This window comes from Xanthomonas sp. 10-10 (assembly GCF_040182365.1).
Classification (GTDB): Bacteria; Pseudomonadota; Gammaproteobacteria; order Xanthomonadales; family Xanthomonadaceae; genus Xanthomonas; species Xanthomonas arboricola_F.
Map to the genome: position 1 here is coordinate 1,729,887 of NZ_CP144460.1, position 16,078 is coordinate 1,745,964.

Below are 16,078 nucleotides of genomic sequence, written 5' to 3' on the forward strand. Positions count from 1 at the left end.
CTTTGACATCGCCTTAGCATCGGCTTGGCAGCGATATTTGGGGCGCTTATTTCGCCCCCCGCTAGCCAATGTGGTCGGCGCCGTTTGATGCGCTCGCCTGCGTCGTCGCAGTGGTTGCGCACTTTGCCGCTATCTGATGGCAGGTGTTGCCCTGCGCCACCCGTTCGCACTGTCGGAGAGAGAAATGAGATTGAAGACCACCAAGTTGCGCGATGCCATCAGGGTATCGCTCACGGTTGGCGCCGCTGCATTGGCGTTTACCGGTAGCGTGATGGCGCAGGAGCAGCCGTCGATGGATGCCAAAAGTCTGGATACGGTCAATGTCACCGGTACGCGTATCAAGAGCCAGACGATGACTGCCTCCAGTCCGGTGGCGGAAATCAACAAGGAAGAATTCCAGTACACCGGCGCGACCAAGGTCGAAGATCTGATCAATCAGTATCCCCAGCTTGCCGCGAGCTTCGACAACTTTGCCAACAACGGTTCGGATGGATATGCAACCGTCGATCTGCGTGGCTTGGGTGCGCAACGGACCCTGACCTTGGTCAACGGCAGGCGTATCCCCAAGGGCATCGGTGAAAGTCCGGATATCAGCATCATTCCTGCCGCACTGGTGCGCCGGGTGGATGTGCTCACTGGCGGTGCTTCTGCGGTGTACGGCTCGGACGCAGTCGCCGGCGTGGTCAACTTCATATTGGACGACGAGTTTGAAGGTGTCAGTGTCGATATGGGCTATAACGCCTTTCAGCACGACAACGGCAACAAGTTGATGCGCGGTCTGATGGATGATGCGGGATACGATTATCCAACGGGCAATTCCGGTTTCGATGGTATTTCCCGCAATGTGGATCTGGCGATCGGCGGCAGTTTCGGTGAATCGGGTCATGCGACCGCCTGGGCAACCTGGCGCGAGAATGATCCCCTGTTGCAGGGGCAGCGTGATTACTCTGCCTGTGCATTGAGCAACGGGGGCACTGCATGCGGCGGCTCGGCGACTGCGGACCCTGCCAATTTTTACGTTGTTGCCCCGTCGGCGGGCGCGTTCTATGTGCAGCCTTCCGCAGGCGGGACCTGGTCGCAGGTCGCCTCGCCCAATCTCTACAATTTTGCGCCGTTGAATTACTACCAACGGCCTGATACGCGTTACACGGCTGGCAGCAGCATCAAGTACGAGGTCAACGAGCACTTCAAGCCCTACCTCGAGACCCTCTTCGTCAACCGCAAGAGTTCGACGCAGATCGCTCCCTCGGGCGCATTCTTTACCGACCTCAACGTCAACTGCGCAACATCGGTGATCGGTAGCCTGTGTAACGATGTCGGTATTACCGACGACGAGTTCACGGTGTATGTTGCCAAGCGCAACGTCGAAGGTGGCCCGCGCATCACCGAATCGGATACCAATAGCTTCAGCATCACCACCGGTGCGCAGGGCGATATCAACGACAACTGGTCGTATGACGCCTCCTTTACCTATAACCGCAGTACCACCAAGTCGGAAAACATCAACGACTTCGTCACCACCCGGGTGCGCGATGCGCTATTGGGCTGCCAGCCTGGCGCATTCGACGGCTGCGTGCCATACAGCGTCTGGAACGATAGTGTGACTGCAGCGGAAGCGCAGGCGCTCCAGGGCGTCGGTATCGTCAATTACGAAACCTCGATGCGCGTTTTCAATGCCTATGTGACCGGCAACTTCGGTTACAGCCTGCCGTGGGCCGGCGACAATCCGATCAGCGTGGTCGGTGGCGTGGAAACCCGTACTGAAACCTTCAGGCGCGTTGCCGATAGCAATATGCAGACCGGCAACTTCACAGGTTTGGGCGGCCCAACATCAAATGTGTCCGGCGACATCAGCGTCAAGGAATTGTTCCTGGAGGGCGCCGTGCCGATTCTGGCCAACGCAGGCAGCCTGGATCATCTGGATATGCAGCTTGGCTATCGCTATTCGGACTACGACATCTCCGGAGGCGTCAGCACGTACAAGGCGGGTCTGGGTGCGACATTCGTCGATGGCAAATATCACCTGCGTGCAGGCTGGAACCGTGCGATCCGCGCTCCGAACGTCACCGAGCTGTACAACGAAAATACGATCGGGTTGTGGAGCGGTAGCGACCCCTGCGCTGGCGCCAATCCGACATTTACCCAGGCCCAGTGCGCCAACACCGGGGTGACGGCCGCGCAATACGGCCGTGTGGCGGCAAATCCAGCGGGGCAGTACAACGAGATCGCCGGTGGTAATACTGCTCTGCAACCGGAAACGGCCAATACCTGGACGGTTGGCTTCGCGGCCAGCCCGATCAAGGGGCTCGATCTGAGCGTGGACTATTACGACATCAAGATCGACGACGCCATCCGTGCCATCGGTTCTTCCAACATCCTGACCGCATGCGGTGTGACCGGTAACGCGGATATCTGCAGCCGCGTCCGCCGCAACGCCACCACCGGCGACCTGTTCCGCGGCAGCGACCCGGATGTCTCCGGCCTGATCTTCAATTCCCAGGACAATTTCGGCTCATTGCACTTCCAGGGGATCGATCTGACCGCATCGTATGCATGGAGTGTCGGGCCGGGTCGCCTGACCGCTTCGATGATGGGGAGCTACGCCCTCAAGCAGGAATATGAGCCGGTTCCGGGTGTGCAGGAAGTGACCTACGACTGCGCAGGCGTGGTCAACGTGGCATGCAACAGTGCCGAGTGGCGACATGTGCTGAGTACGCGCTACAACTTCGACCGCTACACCGTCAGTCTGCGTTGGCGCTACATCGGTGAGCTGGACTACCAGAACACCGACGGAACCACAGGCACGACCGACGTGCGCCTGGTGAACCAGGACAACAAGGTGTCGGCGTACAACTACTTCGACCTGTCCGGTTCGATGCAGTTGGGCGATTACGTCACCTGGACGCTGGGCGTCAACAATATCGCCGACAAGGAGCCGCCGCTGGTGGGCGGCAGCCTGACCTTCAACGGCAACTCCCTGGGGGGTTACGACCAGGCTGGTCGTTACATCTTCACCAGCGTGGGTCTGCGCTTCTAAGTCGTCTCACCGCGTTTTGTAAACAAAGAACGGCGAGCTTTGGCTCGCCGTTCTTTGTTGTGACGCTTCGCCACCTGCGTCATCGGCGAACTGCTGCGCGGCCACGGTCGTCGGCTGGCCCCTGCAGTCGCTACCCGCGCACGTGTCGCTACAGCCTCACGCCACCGGCTCGCGCAACACCGGCGAGTCCCAGCCCAGGCGCGGGGCAAAACGCTCGCCATAGCGGGCGTGCAGCGCCTGCAGGCGTTCGAGCAGGGCATCGGCACCGACGCTGCGGATATGCTGGATCGGGCCACCGCGGAACGGCGCGAAGCCGGTACCGAAGATGACACCGGCATCGAGCAGGTCGGCATCGGCCACCACGCCATCGTGCAGACAGGCAACCGCCTCGTTGAGCAGCGGCAGGATCAGACGGTCTTCCAGATCGGGCGGCACGGCATAGCCGCTGGCCACCTCGGGTTTGACCGCGCGGCCGTTTTCCCACTTGTACAGGCCCTGGCCGTCCTTCTTGCCGCGCTTGCCCGGCTCCACGGTGGCAAGCGCCGCAGGAATCGGCAGGTGCAGGAACGGCGCAAGCTCGCCGCCGACGCCGGCAGCGACATCCAGCCCCACCGTATCGATCAGTTCGATCGGCCCCATCGGCATGCCGAACTTCACTGCGGTCTTGTCCAGTACCGGGCCCGGCACGCCTTCGGCATAAGCGGTGGCCGCTTCGAGCAGATACGGAAACAACACGCGGTTGACCAGGAACCCGGGCGTGCCCGCCACCGGCACCGGAAACTTGTCCAGCGCCTTGCAGAACGCCGCCAGGCGGGCCACGTTGGCCGGATCCAGGCCATCGTGCTGCACGATCTCCACCAGCGGCATCATCGCCACCGGATTGAAGTAGTGCAGGCCGGCAAACTGCGCCGGACGCTGGAGATGCCCGCGTAGCTCGGTCAACGGAATCGACGAGGTGTTGGTGGTCAGCAACGCATCGGGCTTGAGCTGCGGCTCGACGGACTGATATAGCTCGCGCTTGGCCTGCGGGTTCTCGATGATCGCCTCGATCACCAGGTCCGCCTGCGTCACGCCCGCACCGGCCAGATCGCCACGCAGGCGCGCCGCCACCGCCGGGCGCTTGGCCTCGTCCTTGACCCGCTTGGCGAACAGCTCGCCGCCACGGCCCAGCGCCGTATCGATGAAGCGCTGCTCGCGATCCTGCAGTGTCACTTCGAAGCCCTTGTAGGCCGCCCAGGCCGCGATATCGCCGCCCATCACGCCGGCACCGATCACGTGCACATGACGAATCGGCGGCAATGCGGCCGCGCCAGCATCCTTGCCACCCAGCGCCTTCAGCCGCTCGGTAAGAAAGAAGATGCGGATCAGGTTGCGCGCGGTCGGCGTGCTGGCGAGCTTGACCACCGCCTTGCGCTCGGCTGCAAGCCGCGCCTGGATACCGCTGCCGCCAGCGCGCTCCCACACGTTGATCAAGGCGTACGGGGCCGGGTAGTGCTCCTTGCGCGCCTTGCGTGCGACCTGCTTGCGCATCTGCGGCGCCAGCAGCTTGCGTGCCACCAATGTATTGGTGGCCCAGGCAGTCGCACGTTGCTTGAACGGACGCGTGGTGCCGTTCAAGGCCAACGCGGCGGCGACATCGACCAGCACGGCAGGTGCAGCGACCTTGTCGATCAGCCCCATCGCCCGCGCGGCCCTGGCTGCGACGGTGCGCCCGGTCAGCATCAGATCCATCGCCGCCGGTGCGCCGATCAGGCGCGGCAAGCGGGCGCTGCCGCCCCAGCCGGGAAAGATGCCGAGCTTGGTTTCCGGCAGGCCGATGCGCGTGCCGGCATCGTCGGATGCCACCCGATACCGGCAGGCCAGCGCGATCTCGGTGCCGCCCCCCATGCAGAAGCCGTGGATCGCCGCCACCGTGGGGCAGGGCAGCTCCGCTAGCTTCTGGAACACCTGCTGGCCGCGATGGATCGCATCGTTGACCGTGCCCTTGCGGTCGAATTCCTGGAATTCCTTCAGGTCGGCGCCGGCGATGAAGCCGTTGGGCTTGGCCGAGCGCAGCACCACGCCCTTGGGCGGTTCCAGCGCCAGCCGCTCGACCAGGGCGCCCAGTTCGAGCAGCACCTCCTGCGAGAACGCGTTGACCGGTGCGCCCTGGCGATCAAGGCTGAGCACGACCACGCCGTCCTCGCGCAGGTCGGCCTGCCAATGGCTGAATCGGAGCCCGTCGAAACCTGGAAGCATGCGTCTGGCCATCCGGCGATATAAGGAAAGGCCGTTATCATCCAGAGGTTGTTTCCATCACGTCAAATACCCATACCAGTCGACAGGGCGGCATGCGCTTCGCAGGAGGCGTCGCCAGCGGCGCACCCGAGCCGCTACCCTGCTACGTGACGATCGTACCGATCGGTATGAACTTTCCTCTTCAACGGCGGTCTCATTGCCCGACTTCGGTGGGCTGACAGGAGTGCGGCCCGACATGGCCGAAGTCGATACACCTCAGGAGCTGGACCTGGAACTGGTCCGGCGTGTGCAGCGCGGCGAGAGCGCGGCGTTCGATGTGCTGGTGCGCAAATACCAGCATAGGATCGTTGCGTTGATCGGGCGCTACATCGCCGACTGGAGCGAATGTCAGGACGTGGCCCAGGATACGTTTGTGCGCGCCTACCGCGCGATCAACAGTTTCCGCGGCGACTCCCAGTTCTATACCTGGCTGCACCGCATTGCCGTCAACACTGCCAAGAACCATCTGGTTGCGCACAACCGCCGTCCGCCCACCGACGACATCGAGATCAGCGATGCCGAGCAGTTCGATGGGGCGACCCGTTTGCGCGACAACGACACCCCGGAGCGCGAATTGATGCGACAGGAGCTGGAACAAACGGTGATGCGTGCGGTCCAAGCCCTGCCGGAAGAACTTCGGTCGGCCATCACCCTGCGCGAGGTGGAGGGGCTGAGCTACGAGGACATCGCGCGAAAGATGGATTGCCCGATCGGAACGGTGCGCTCGCGCATCTTCCGGGCGCGCGAGGCCATCGACATCGAGCTGCGGCCTCTGCTGGAGACCGAAAGCGCTACCCGTGAGCGACACCGTGTATGAGCGATAACCCTGCCATGTCCACCACCGACAAATTCGAACGTCACTACCGGCAGCAGTTGTCTGCACTGGTCGACGGAGAGTTGAACGCTGACGAATCGCGCTTTTTGCTGCGCCGTCTGGCGCACGATGAGGAGCTGGCCGGCTGCCACGAACGCTGGCAGCTGTGCGGCGACGTGCTGCGCGGTGCGGCCAGTGCGCCGGCGCCGCTGGATTTTGCCGCGCGTGTCCGCAGCGCCATTGCCGATGAGCCCGCGCCGCAGGCGCAGCCGTCACCGCGCTCGGCCGCACGCTGGCGTTGGGGTGGCGGTGCGGCGATTGCTGCGTCGGTTGCCGCCATCGCGTTGTTCATGGCGCGCGAGCGCTTGCCGGAGACGGCGTCGCCAGCATCCGCTGTGCCGGTCTATGCCACCACCGCGCAAGTGCCCGCCCTTGCGCAGCCGCCAGCGGCGCCGAAGACGCCGGCCGTCCCCGACCCGGCCAACCCCGGCGACGGTGGCGCCTTGGTTGCGGCGGTGCCGGCCGCTGCGCTGGCGTCCACCCGCCGCGGTGCCGCCACGCGTAACCAGCAGGTGGCGCGCAACGCGGCAACACGTCAGCAACCGACCCCGGCACGGATGGTGGCCTCCGCGGCCCCGGCTCCTGCGGCAGCGGTGAGCCCGGCAGCAAGCTCCAATCCATTTACGCATCCGGGTACGACGCTGCAGGCGCGCCCGTGGCCGCGCTCGGCCCTGTCCGGTGCAGGCGACAGCCCGCTCAACGCCGGTTTCAGCCAGAGCCGTCAGGGTCCGGCGTTCTATCCGTTCGAGCCTGCGCCCCAGGCGGCCGGTACTGCCGCGCCAGGCCGGCCGCTGCCGGTGCCGGTCCCGCAGAACTGATCCTGCTGCCGATCTTCATCCAGTCGGCGCCCTTCCTCCCGTTAACTTGCCGGGCCCGCGTCATGTCGCGGGTTGCGGCCCCTGTCGCCCTGCCATCGGAGGCAACTCGATGAATCACCGCATGCGTACCCAGATGTTTGGCCTGATCGCCATGACCTTGCCGCTGGCAGCCTGTGCCCAGCAGGCGCCGCCGCCGGAGGCCAAGACCAGTGCGCCGATTGCCGCCAACCGCAGCGCGACACCGGCGCCGCAGTTGGTCGCCGGCCTGCCGGACTTCACCAATCTGGTCGAACAGGTTGGCCCGGGCGTGGTCAATATCGAAACCACCATCACCCGCAAGGATGCGATGGCACGTTCTGCCCGTGGCGGGCGCGGTGGTCAGGGCGGCATGCCGGACGACGAGCAGATGCCGGAGTTCTTCAAGCGCTTCTTCGGCCCGGATTTCCAGATGCCGGGCGGCCCAAGGCAAGGGCCGGGCCAGGGCGATGACGATGGCGGCATCGCCGGCAAGTCGATGGGCTCGGGCTTCATCATTTCCGCAGACGGCTATGTGCTGACCAATCACCACGTGGTCGATGGCGCCAGCGAGGTGACCGTCAAGCTGACCGACCGCCGCGAGTTCAAGGCCAAGGTGGTGGGCAGCGACGAGCAGTTCGACGTGGCGTTGCTGAAGATCGAGGCCAAGGGCCTGCCGACCGTGCGCCTGGGCGATTCCAATACGCTCAAGCCAGGTCAGTGGGTGGTGGCGATCGGCTCGCCGTTCGGGCTGGACCACTCGGTCACTGCCGGCATCGTCAGTGCCACCGGTCGCAGCAATCCGTATGCGGATCAGCGCTATGTGCCCTTCATCCAGACCGACGTGGCGATCAACCAGGGCAACTCCGGCGGCCCGCTGCTTAATACCCGCGGCGAAGTGGTCGGGATCAACTCGCAGATCTTCTCCGCGTCGGGCGGCTACATGGGGATCAGCTTCGCGATCCCGATCGATCTGGCCTTCAGCGCCGCCGAGCAGATCAAGGCTACCGGCCATGTGAGCCGCGGCATGCTGGGCGTGGCGGTCGGCCCGATCGATTCGCTCAAGGCGCAGGGCCTGGGCCTGCCGGATACGCGCGGCGCGCTGGTCAACGACATTCCCGCGGGCAGCCCGGCCGCCAAGGCCGGAATCGAGGTGGGTGACGTGATCCGCGCCGTCAACGGCAAGCCGATCGATGTCGCCAGCGATCTACCGCCGATGATCGGCCTGATGGCGCCGGGCACCAAGGTCAACCTGGACGTGCTGCGCGACGGCAAGCCGCGCCAGGTGTCGGTTGTGCTGGCGCCATTGCAGGATGGTCGCGACGACGCCGCGCCGCGTACTGCGGCCGCGGACGCCAAGCCGGAAGCTCCCGCCAGCGTGGCCTTGCTCGGCTTGCAGGTCGCCGACCTGACCGCTGCCGAGCGCAGCCGCCTGGGCCTGGAAGCGGGCGAGGGCGTGCGGATTGCCGCGGTCACCGGGGCTGCGGCGCGCAGCACCCAGCCGCCGCTCTCGCCGGGCCTGGTCATCGCCCGCGTCGGCCGCACCAAGGTGGGCAGCGTCGCCGAACTCAACCGCGCGCTGTCCAGCTACAAGAAGGGCGACGTGGTCATGCTGCTGGTCACCGACGGTAAGGCGACCAGCTATGTGGCCCTGAAGGCTGGCGGCTAACGGAGGGAATGGAGAATCGGGAATCGGGAATGGCAAGAGCGGCTCCGCGAGGCGACAGCTCGCCTGGCTTTTCCGATTCCCCACTCCCGATTCCCAATTCCCGGCCCCGCGGGGCCGTAGCGTGCGATAATGCTGCGTTACCCTGACGACGGCACCGCCGGCGCCCACCTCAATGTCCTCTGATTCAATGCGGAATATCCGCAACTTCTCCATCATTGCCCACGTCGACCACGGTAAATCCACCCTGGCCGACCGGATCATCCAGCTGTGCGGCGGCCTGCAGGCGCGCGAGATGGAGGCCCAGGTTCTCGACTCCAACCCGATCGAACGCGAACGTGGCATCACGATCAAGGCGCAGTCGGTGTCCTTGCCGTACACGGCAAAGGACGGGCAGGTCTACCAGCTGAACTTCATCGATACCCCCGGGCATGTCGACTTCTCCTATGAAGTCAGCCGCTCGCTGGCCGCCTGCGAAGGCGCGCTGCTGGTGGTCGATGCGGCGCAAGGCGTGGAAGCGCAGTCGGTGGCCAACTGCTACACCGCGGTGGAGCAGGGGCTGGAAGTGGTGCCGGTGCTCAACAAGATCGACCTGCCCACCGCCGACATCGCCCGTGCCAAGGCCGAGATCGAAGCGGTGATCGGCATCGATGCCGAAGACGCGGTGGCAGTCAGCGCCAAGACCGGTCTGAACATCGATCTGGTGCTGGAAGCGATCGTGCACCGTATCCCGCCGCCAAAACCGCGCGATACCGACAAGCTGCAGGCGCTGATCATCGATTCCTGGTTCGACAACTACCTGGGCGTGGTGTCGCTGGTGCGCGTGATGCAGGGCGAGATCAAGCCGGGCAGCAAGATTCTGGTGATGTCGACCGGGCGCACGCACCTGGTCGACAAGGTCGGCGTGTTCACTCCAAAGCGCAAGGAGCTGGCGTCGTTGGGCGCTGGCGAAGTGGGCTGGATCAATGCCTCGATCAAGGACGTGCATGGCGCGCCGGTCGGCGATACCCTGACCCTGGCCGCCGATCCGGCGCCGCATGCATTGCCGGGTTTCCAGGAAATGCAGCCGCGCGTGTTCGCCGGCCTGTTCCCGGTCGATGCCGAGGACTATCCGGATCTGCGCGAAGCCCTGGACAAGCTGCGTCTGAACGATGCGGCGCTGCGCTTCGAGCCGGAAAGCTCCGAGGCGATGGGCTTCGGTTTCCGTTGCGGCTTCCTGGGCATGCTGCACATGGAAATCGTGCAGGAACGTCTGGAGCGCGAGTACAACCTGGACCTGATCAGCACCGCGCCGACCGTGGTGTATGAAGTGCTCAAGACCGACGGGTCCATCATCAACATGGACAACCCGGCCAAGCTGCCGCAGTTGAACCTGGTGCAGGAGATCCGTGAGCCGATCATTCGCGCCAACGTGCTGACGCCCGAGGAGTACATCGGCAACATCATCAAGCTGTGCGAAGAAAAGCGCGGCACCCAGATCAGCATCAATTATCTGGGCAGCCAGGTGCAGATCAGCTATGAGCTGCCGATGGCCGAAGTGGTGCTGGATTTCTTCGACAAGCTCAAGTCGGTGAGCCGCGGATACGCCTCGCTGGATTATCACTTCGTGCGCTTCGATGCCGGCCCGTTCGTGCGCGTGGACGTGCTGATCAATGGCGACAAGGTCGATGCATTGTCGCTGATCGTGCACCGCAGCCATGCCGACCGGCGCGGCCGCGAGCTGTGCGAAAAGATGAAGGACCTGATCCCGCGGCAGATGTTCGACGTGGCGATTCAGGCCGCTGTCGGCTCGCAGATCATCTCGCGCTCCACGGTCAAGGCGATGCGCAAGAACGTGTTGGCCAAGTGCTATGGTGGCGACGTTTCGCGCAAGAAAAAGCTGCTCGAAAAGCAGAAAGAAGGCAAGAAGCGCATGAAGCAGGTCGGCCGCGTGGAGATTCCGCAGGAGGCCTTCCTGGCCGTGCTGCAGATGGATAAGTAGCTGGGAATGGTAAATCGGGAATCGGGAATCGTAAGGGCGCACGTGCTCCTGCTGTTCCAATTCCCCATTCTCGATTCTCGATTCCCTTTCCGAAAGGAACACCAATGAAATGGTTTGAAATCATCCTGGTTGTGCTGACGCTGGGTACCGGCTTTATCTGGCTGCTGGACAAGCTGTTTTTGGCCAAGCGCCGTGCCGCACGTGCCGGGCTGCTGGACAGCGAGCCGGCGATCATCGATTACTCGCGTGCGTTCTTCCCGGTGCTGGCGGTGGTGCTGATCCTGCGCAGCTTCGTCGCCGAGCCGTACAAGATTCCGTCCAGCTCGATGATGCCCAACTTGCTGATCGGCGATTTCATCCTGGTCAACAAGTTCGCCTACGGTTTCCGTCTGCCGATCACCAATACCAAGTTCATCCCCACCGGCGAGCCCAAGCGTGGCGACGTGGTGGTGTTCAAGCCGCCGCATGCGCCGGACCAGAACTGGATCAAGCGCGTGGTCGGCCTGCCGGGCGACAAGATCGGATTTCATGGCGATACGCTGTATATCAACGACAAGCCGATGCGCTACACGGTCAAGGGCGAGTACATCGGCAAGGGCAAGGGCGCCGAGATGACCGGCACCACGCTGCTGGTCGAGGACCTGCCGGGCCGCACGCACACCGTGCTGGAGTGGGTGGACCGCAACATGCCGGCCGGGCAGGGCGACTGGACGGTGCCTGCAGACAGCTATTTCGTGATGGGGGACAATCGCGACAATAGCGAAGACAGCCGGTTCTGGACCCAGACGCATTTCCTGCCGGAGGCCAATCTGCGCGGCAAGGCGTTCTTGATCTGGCTCAATTGCGAAGGGTGGTTCTGCAAGGGGAGTTTCGATCCATCGCGGATCGGGACTGGAATCCAGTAAATGCACGCACGGCGTGCCGGGGAAAGCACAATGAAGCGCAAGCAAAGCGGTATGACGTTGACGTCGTTCGTGGTGGTGCTGGCGGTGGTCGGATTTGGCCTGTACATCGGGATGAAGCTGTTTCCGATGTATCAGGAGTACTACGCGGTGCGCACCTCGATGAAGGGGCTTGCAAACGAAGTTGGTACTGCGGATATGGATCCGTCCAAGTTGCAGGACATGTTCTTCAAGCGGCTTTACATAAACTATTCGGAAAACGTCAAAAAAGAAGACGTCAAGTTCGAACGCATCGAGGGTGGTTGGCGGATGAAAGTCAACTACGAGGTACGCCGTGAGCTGGTTGGCAATCTGGATGTTGTCGGCAAGTTCGATACGGAACAGGATTTGACGAAGCGCGGTGTCGAATAGAACCTTCCAACGTGGCGATCCTATCGGGCACGCATTCGCCGATCCGGCGTTGCTCGCCCAGGCGCTGCGCCATCGCAGCGCCGGGACGCCGCATAACGAGCGACTGGAATTTCTCGGCGACGGCATCGTCAACCTGCTGATCGCCGAGGCGCTGTATCGGCGCTGGCCCAAGGCCGACGAAGGTGCATTGACGCGCGCGCGCGCCGAACTGGTTCGCGAAGGTGCGCTGGCGGTGATCGGACGCACGCTCAATCTGGGCGAGCGGCTGACGCTGGGCCCGGGCGAACTCAAGTCCGGTGGCCATCGGCGCGATTCGATCCTGGCCGATGCGGTGGAGGCGATCGTCGCGGCGATCTATCTGGACTGCGGATTCGAGCGCTGCCGGGAGGTGGTGCTTCCGTGGTTTGAACCATCGCTGGCGGCACTGCCGGTCGGCAAGGCCGAAAAAGATCCCAAGACGCGGCTGCAGGAATGGCTGCAGGCACGGCAGCTGCCGTTGCCCAATTACGCCCTGATCAGCGAGAGCGGCGACGAACATGCCAAGCAGTTCCACGTCGCCTGCATCCTGGAGCAGCCCATCGCCCGCGCCGAGGGCCAGGGCACGTCGCGCCGTCTTGCCGAGCAACAGGCGGCGGCTACCGTCATCGCACAACTGGATGTAAACACGTGAGCGAAACCACTCCCCACCGTAGCGGCAGCGTTGCCGTCATCGGCCGGCCGAATGTCGGCAAATCCACCCTGACCAACGCCCTGGTGGGCGCCAAGGTCAGTATCGTGTCCAATCGGCCGCAGACCACGCGGCATCGGCTGCTGGGCATCGCCACCTTCCCGGAAGGGCAGTTGATGCTGGTCGACACGCCCGGGCTGCATCGCGAACAAAAGCGCGCGATGAACCGGGTAATGAATCGCGCCGCGCGCGGGTCGCTCGAAGGCGTGGACGCCGCCGTGCTGGTCATCGAAGCCGGCCGTTGGGACGAGGAAGACACGCTGGCGTTCCGCGTGCTCAGCGACGCCGGAGTGCCGGTGGTGCTGGTGGTCAACAAGGTCGACCGGCTCAAGGACAAGACCGCGCTGTTCCCGTTTCTGGCGCAGGTCAGTGAAGGGCGGACGTTTGCCGCAGTGCATCCGGTGTCCGCGCTCAAGCGCAAAGGGCTGGAAGCGTTGGTGAGCGATCTGCTCAAGCTGGTGCCCGAAGCCGAGGCGATGTACGGCGAGGACGAAATCACCGACCGCAGCCAGCGTTTTTTGGCCGGCGAGCTGGTGCGCGAGCAGCTGATGCGTCAATTGGGCGAAGAACTGCCGTATGCCACCACCGTGGAAATCGAGCGCTTTGCCGAAGACGGCGCGCTGCTGCGGATCGGTGCGGTGATCTGGGTCGAACGCGAGGGCCAGAAGGCAATCGTGATCGGCAAGGGCGGCACCCGCCTGAAGGAGATCGGCGGCAAGGCGCGTCTGCAGATGGAGCGGCTATTCGGTGCGAAAGTGTTCCTGGAAACCTGGGTGCGCGTGCGCGAGGGCTGGTCGGATGACGAGGGAGCGCTCAAGGCATTTGGGTACGGCGACTAATTTCGGATCAACATGGAGGTGCACGATGCGGCGAAAGAAAGCGAACTTTGGTGGCCCAGGGGCATTGGGTGTCGGCAGGATGATGGCGGGAGCGCTGGTGCTCGGGTTGCTGCCATTTGCAGTGAATGCGCAGACTTTTCCCTGCTCCAATACGCCCGGAGCCGGTGAGCGCATGGTGGGGACCGCACCTGGTGGTCCCGGCCTTGCACCGACACCTTTATGCATTCGTGATGGCGCAGCCTCGACAGGTGCGGCGCAGCCCGAATACGACCCGATGAAGGCGCGCGCGACCGCTGCCCTGGGCATGGCGCAGATGCTCTTGAGCGAGAAAGCCAAGCTTGCGACTGATCCAAATTATCAGCGTTTCCGCAAGGGCTTCTGGCAGCACTTCAACCCGAGCGCCGACGCGAAGCCTGGCGATAATTGCGTTGCGGCCTACGGTAATCTGCAAGGTATCGTGACCCTGGCCGGCCCTTCAGGCGACTATCGCCGTGCATTGATATCGTTCACCGGTCCCGGATTGCCGCGTCCCAAGAAGGACGGCTCGATCAAGGTGGGGCTGGACGGCGGCGATGGAAAGCCGACAACCGTGCGCGCCTTTCACTATCTCACTCCCGGTACTGACCTGGTCACGATCGCCTTCGCAGTCCCCAGTGCCGAGGCAATGCTGGGCGGGATAGACGACAACGCGCATTACCGGTTACTCATCGACAACAAACAGGTGTTCGAAATCGAGTGGCACGATGGTCACCAAGCCAGAGATCAATTGAGGCGCTGTCTTGCCGCAGGCAACGCCTCGTAGCCGATTGCAGCGTTGCATGTGCCCTTTCTGTCGTCCTCGGGAACATACGAAAAATGCCGCAGCGGCGTTGGCACCTGCGCTGCCGAATGCGTGATGGCCGCATGGCCTGGGCTGTAAGTGCAGTGGTGAGCGCTGGCCCAAGATGCTGATCGAGCACGAACACGGCTTCGTCCTGCATGTGCGTGCCTGGCGCGAAACCAGCTTGCTGGTGGAAGTGCTGACCGAGCAGCACGGACGTGTCGGATTGCTGGCGCGTGGGGTGCAGGGTCCGCGCAAGCAGGCCCTGCGTGCGGCGCTGCAGCCCCTGCAACTGATCCAGTTCACGGCCGTGCAGCGCGGCGAACTTGCCCAGCTGCGCCAGGCCGAGGCGCTGGACACTGCGCCGCGGTTGGTCGGCGAGCGCATGCTGGCCGGTTTCTATATCAGCGAGCTGTTGCTGCGCCTGGCTCCTCGCAATGATGCGGTGCCGGAGCTCTACGCGTGCTATGCACAGGCGCGGGCGCATCTGGCGTCGGAGTTGTCGCTGGCGTGGGGGTTGCGCCGGTTCGAGCGCGATGTGCTGGATGGGCTGGGGTTTGCCTTCGATCTGCAGCACGACAGCGACGGGCAGCCGATCGACCCGGCGGCGCGCTATCGACTCGATCCGCAAGAGGGCGCCATGCGGGTACTAAGCGAACGTCTGGCGCAGGATCGGCGCGAAACCGTGACTGGCGCAGCGCTGCTGGCGCTGGGGGAGGATACGATGCCGGCCACCGACGACATGCCCGGCTTGCGCCGCAGCATGCGCAGCGTGCTGTTGCATCATCTGAACGGACGCGGCCTGAAATCCTGGGAAATGCTCGAGGATCTGGCGCGGCGGCGTTGATCTGCACGACCCGGACCAAGCGCCGTGTCGCGTGTCATTGTCGCGTCTCCGCTCCCTTCGACACCCAGCCAGCGCCTGACCTTACCGGCGCTGGCGGCTGCGGCAGCCTCAGCTCAATGCAATAACGCGGCCACTGCGGCATGAAACTGGGTCTGCGCGGTGCGCGACTGCGGGTCGCCACGCAGCAGGCGGACCGCGCCGGCCAGCCGGGCGGCGCCGACGAAGCCGCAACTGGCCTGCAGCCGATGCAGGTGATTGCGCAGCGCCTGCTCGTCGCTGATGTTCAGTGCGGAGGTGACCGCATCGCGTGTGCCCGGCAGCTCTGCCAGGAACAGTTCGCGCAGAGCGTTGAGATGATGCTGCTGGCCGTTGAGTGCGCTCAATGCTGCCGCTTCGTCCCAATCGCTGGCGGCGATGTCGACCACGCCGACCGGCGCCACGCTGTAGCGGCCCCGCGCCAGGCCGCGACGCACCGCCTGCAACAGGCGCTCGGTGGTCAGCGGCTTGACCAGCATCTCCAGAAAGCCGTCGGACTGCAGGCCGCGCTGCATCGCCATGTCGCCATCGGCGGTATGCGCCAGTGCGGGCACATCCGGGTGCAGCAGACGCAACGCGCGCAGCAGGCCGCTGCCGGTGCCATCGGGGAGGTTGACGTCGATCAGCCACAGGTCGTGGCGACGTTCGCGCGCGCGGTCCAGCGCCGACGACAACGAATCGGCGCAATCCACCTGGGCCGGAAGGCTTTCCAGGGCAGCCTGCAGAAAGCCGCGGCTGATCGGGTCGTCTTCCACCAGCAAGAGTCGTGGGTGGGGTTCCTGACGTGTCGCCATATTCATGTGCTGCCTCCTTGTCAGCGGTGCCGCG

The 16,078-nt window shown here is 64.0% G+C and carries 13 protein-coding genes; 11 read left to right on the plus strand and 2 right to left on the minus strand.

Going from position 1 to position 16,078, the window contains the following annotated elements; translation table 11 throughout:
• Window positions 1–184: 184 nt before the first annotated feature.
• The gene (locus tag VZ068_RS07335) at window positions 185–3,037 is read left to right on the plus strand and encodes a TonB-dependent receptor (protein WP_349657300.1); all 2,853 of its coding nucleotides are present in this window, start codon (window positions 185–187) and stop codon (window positions 3,035–3,037) included.
• 156 nt (window positions 3,038–3,193) lie between these two features.
• Here the strand turns inward: VZ068_RS07335 and VZ068_RS07340 are convergent, their stop codons facing one another.
• Window positions 3,194–5,275, minus strand: coding sequence for a 3-hydroxyacyl-CoA dehydrogenase NAD-binding domain-containing protein (locus tag VZ068_RS07340; protein WP_349657301.1), 2,082 nt, complete (start codon window positions 5,273–5,275; stop codon window positions 3,194–3,196).
• Between the two features lie 235 nt (window positions 5,276–5,510).
• Here VZ068_RS07340 and rpoE point away from each other — a divergent pair, with 235 nt between their 5' ends.
• The 10 genes from rpoE (at window position 5,511) to recO (ending at window position 15,214) form a co-directional block, all read left to right on the plus strand.
• Entirely contained in the window at window positions 5,511–6,131 is a 621-nt protein-coding gene (rpoE, locus tag VZ068_RS07345) for an RNA polymerase sigma factor RpoE (RefSeq protein WP_005991949.1), read from the plus strand.
• A complete protein-coding gene (locus VZ068_RS07350; RefSeq protein WP_349657302.1) occupies window positions 6,128–7,006 on the plus strand; it encodes a sigma-E factor negative regulatory protein in 879 nt (292 codons plus the stop codon). Before rpoE ends, VZ068_RS07350 begins: the two co-directional genes overlap by 4 nt.
• Window positions 7,007–7,115: 109 nt before the next feature.
• Window positions 7,116–8,690: a DegQ family serine endoprotease gene (locus VZ068_RS07355; RefSeq protein WP_349657303.1), complete on the plus strand. Its 1,575-nt coding sequence runs from the start codon at window positions 7,116–7,118 to the stop codon at window positions 8,688–8,690.
• Window positions 8,691–8,877: 187 nt separating this feature from the next.
• Window positions 8,878–10,668 carry a translation elongation factor 4 gene (lepA, locus tag VZ068_RS07360; RefSeq protein ID WP_259153985.1) on the plus strand — a complete coding sequence of 597 codons (1,791 nt, stop codon included), beginning with the start codon at window positions 8,878–8,880 and terminating at the stop codon, window positions 10,666–10,668.
• Between the two features lie 104 nt (window positions 10,669–10,772).
• Window positions 10,773–11,573 carry a signal peptidase I gene (gene lepB / locus VZ068_RS07365; protein WP_104611436.1) on the plus strand — a complete coding sequence of 267 codons (801 nt, stop codon included), beginning with the start codon at window positions 10,773–10,775 and terminating at the stop codon, window positions 11,571–11,573.
• The gene (locus tag VZ068_RS07370; protein WP_259165968.1) at window positions 11,574–11,981 is read left to right on the plus strand and encodes a DUF4845 domain-containing protein; all 408 of its coding nucleotides are present in this window, start codon (window positions 11,574–11,576) and stop codon (window positions 11,979–11,981) included.
• Window positions 11,971–12,651 (plus strand): ribonuclease III, encoded by a 681-nt coding sequence (gene rnc, locus VZ068_RS07375; RefSeq protein WP_259165965.1) that lies wholly within the window; start codon window positions 11,971–11,973, stop codon window positions 12,649–12,651. The genes VZ068_RS07370 and rnc overlap by 11 nt, the downstream gene beginning before the upstream one ends.
• Window positions 12,648–13,547: a GTPase Era gene (era, locus tag VZ068_RS07380; protein WP_259165958.1), complete on the plus strand. Its 900-nt coding sequence runs from the start codon at window positions 12,648–12,650 to the stop codon at window positions 13,545–13,547. The genes rnc and era overlap by 4 nt, the downstream gene beginning before the upstream one ends.
• A gap of 25 nt (window positions 13,548–13,572) precedes the next feature.
• Window positions 13,573–14,349 (plus strand): hypothetical protein, encoded by a 777-nt coding sequence (locus tag VZ068_RS07385; RefSeq protein WP_349657304.1) that lies wholly within the window; start codon window positions 13,573–13,575, stop codon window positions 14,347–14,349.
• 142 nt (window positions 14,350–14,491) lie between these two features.
• Window positions 14,492–15,214 carry a DNA repair protein RecO gene (gene recO / locus VZ068_RS07390; RefSeq protein ID WP_259165953.1) on the plus strand — a complete coding sequence of 241 codons (723 nt, stop codon included), beginning with the start codon at window positions 14,492–14,494 and terminating at the stop codon, window positions 15,212–15,214.
• 113 nt (window positions 15,215–15,327) lie between these two features.
• Here recO and VZ068_RS07395 read toward each other — a convergent pair whose 3' ends face one another.
• Complete coding sequence (locus VZ068_RS07395) at window positions 15,328–16,050, minus strand: response regulator (protein WP_039424755.1); 723 nt, start codon at window positions 16,048–16,050, stop codon at window positions 15,328–15,330.
• Between the last annotated feature and the right edge of the window lie 28 nt (window positions 16,051–16,078).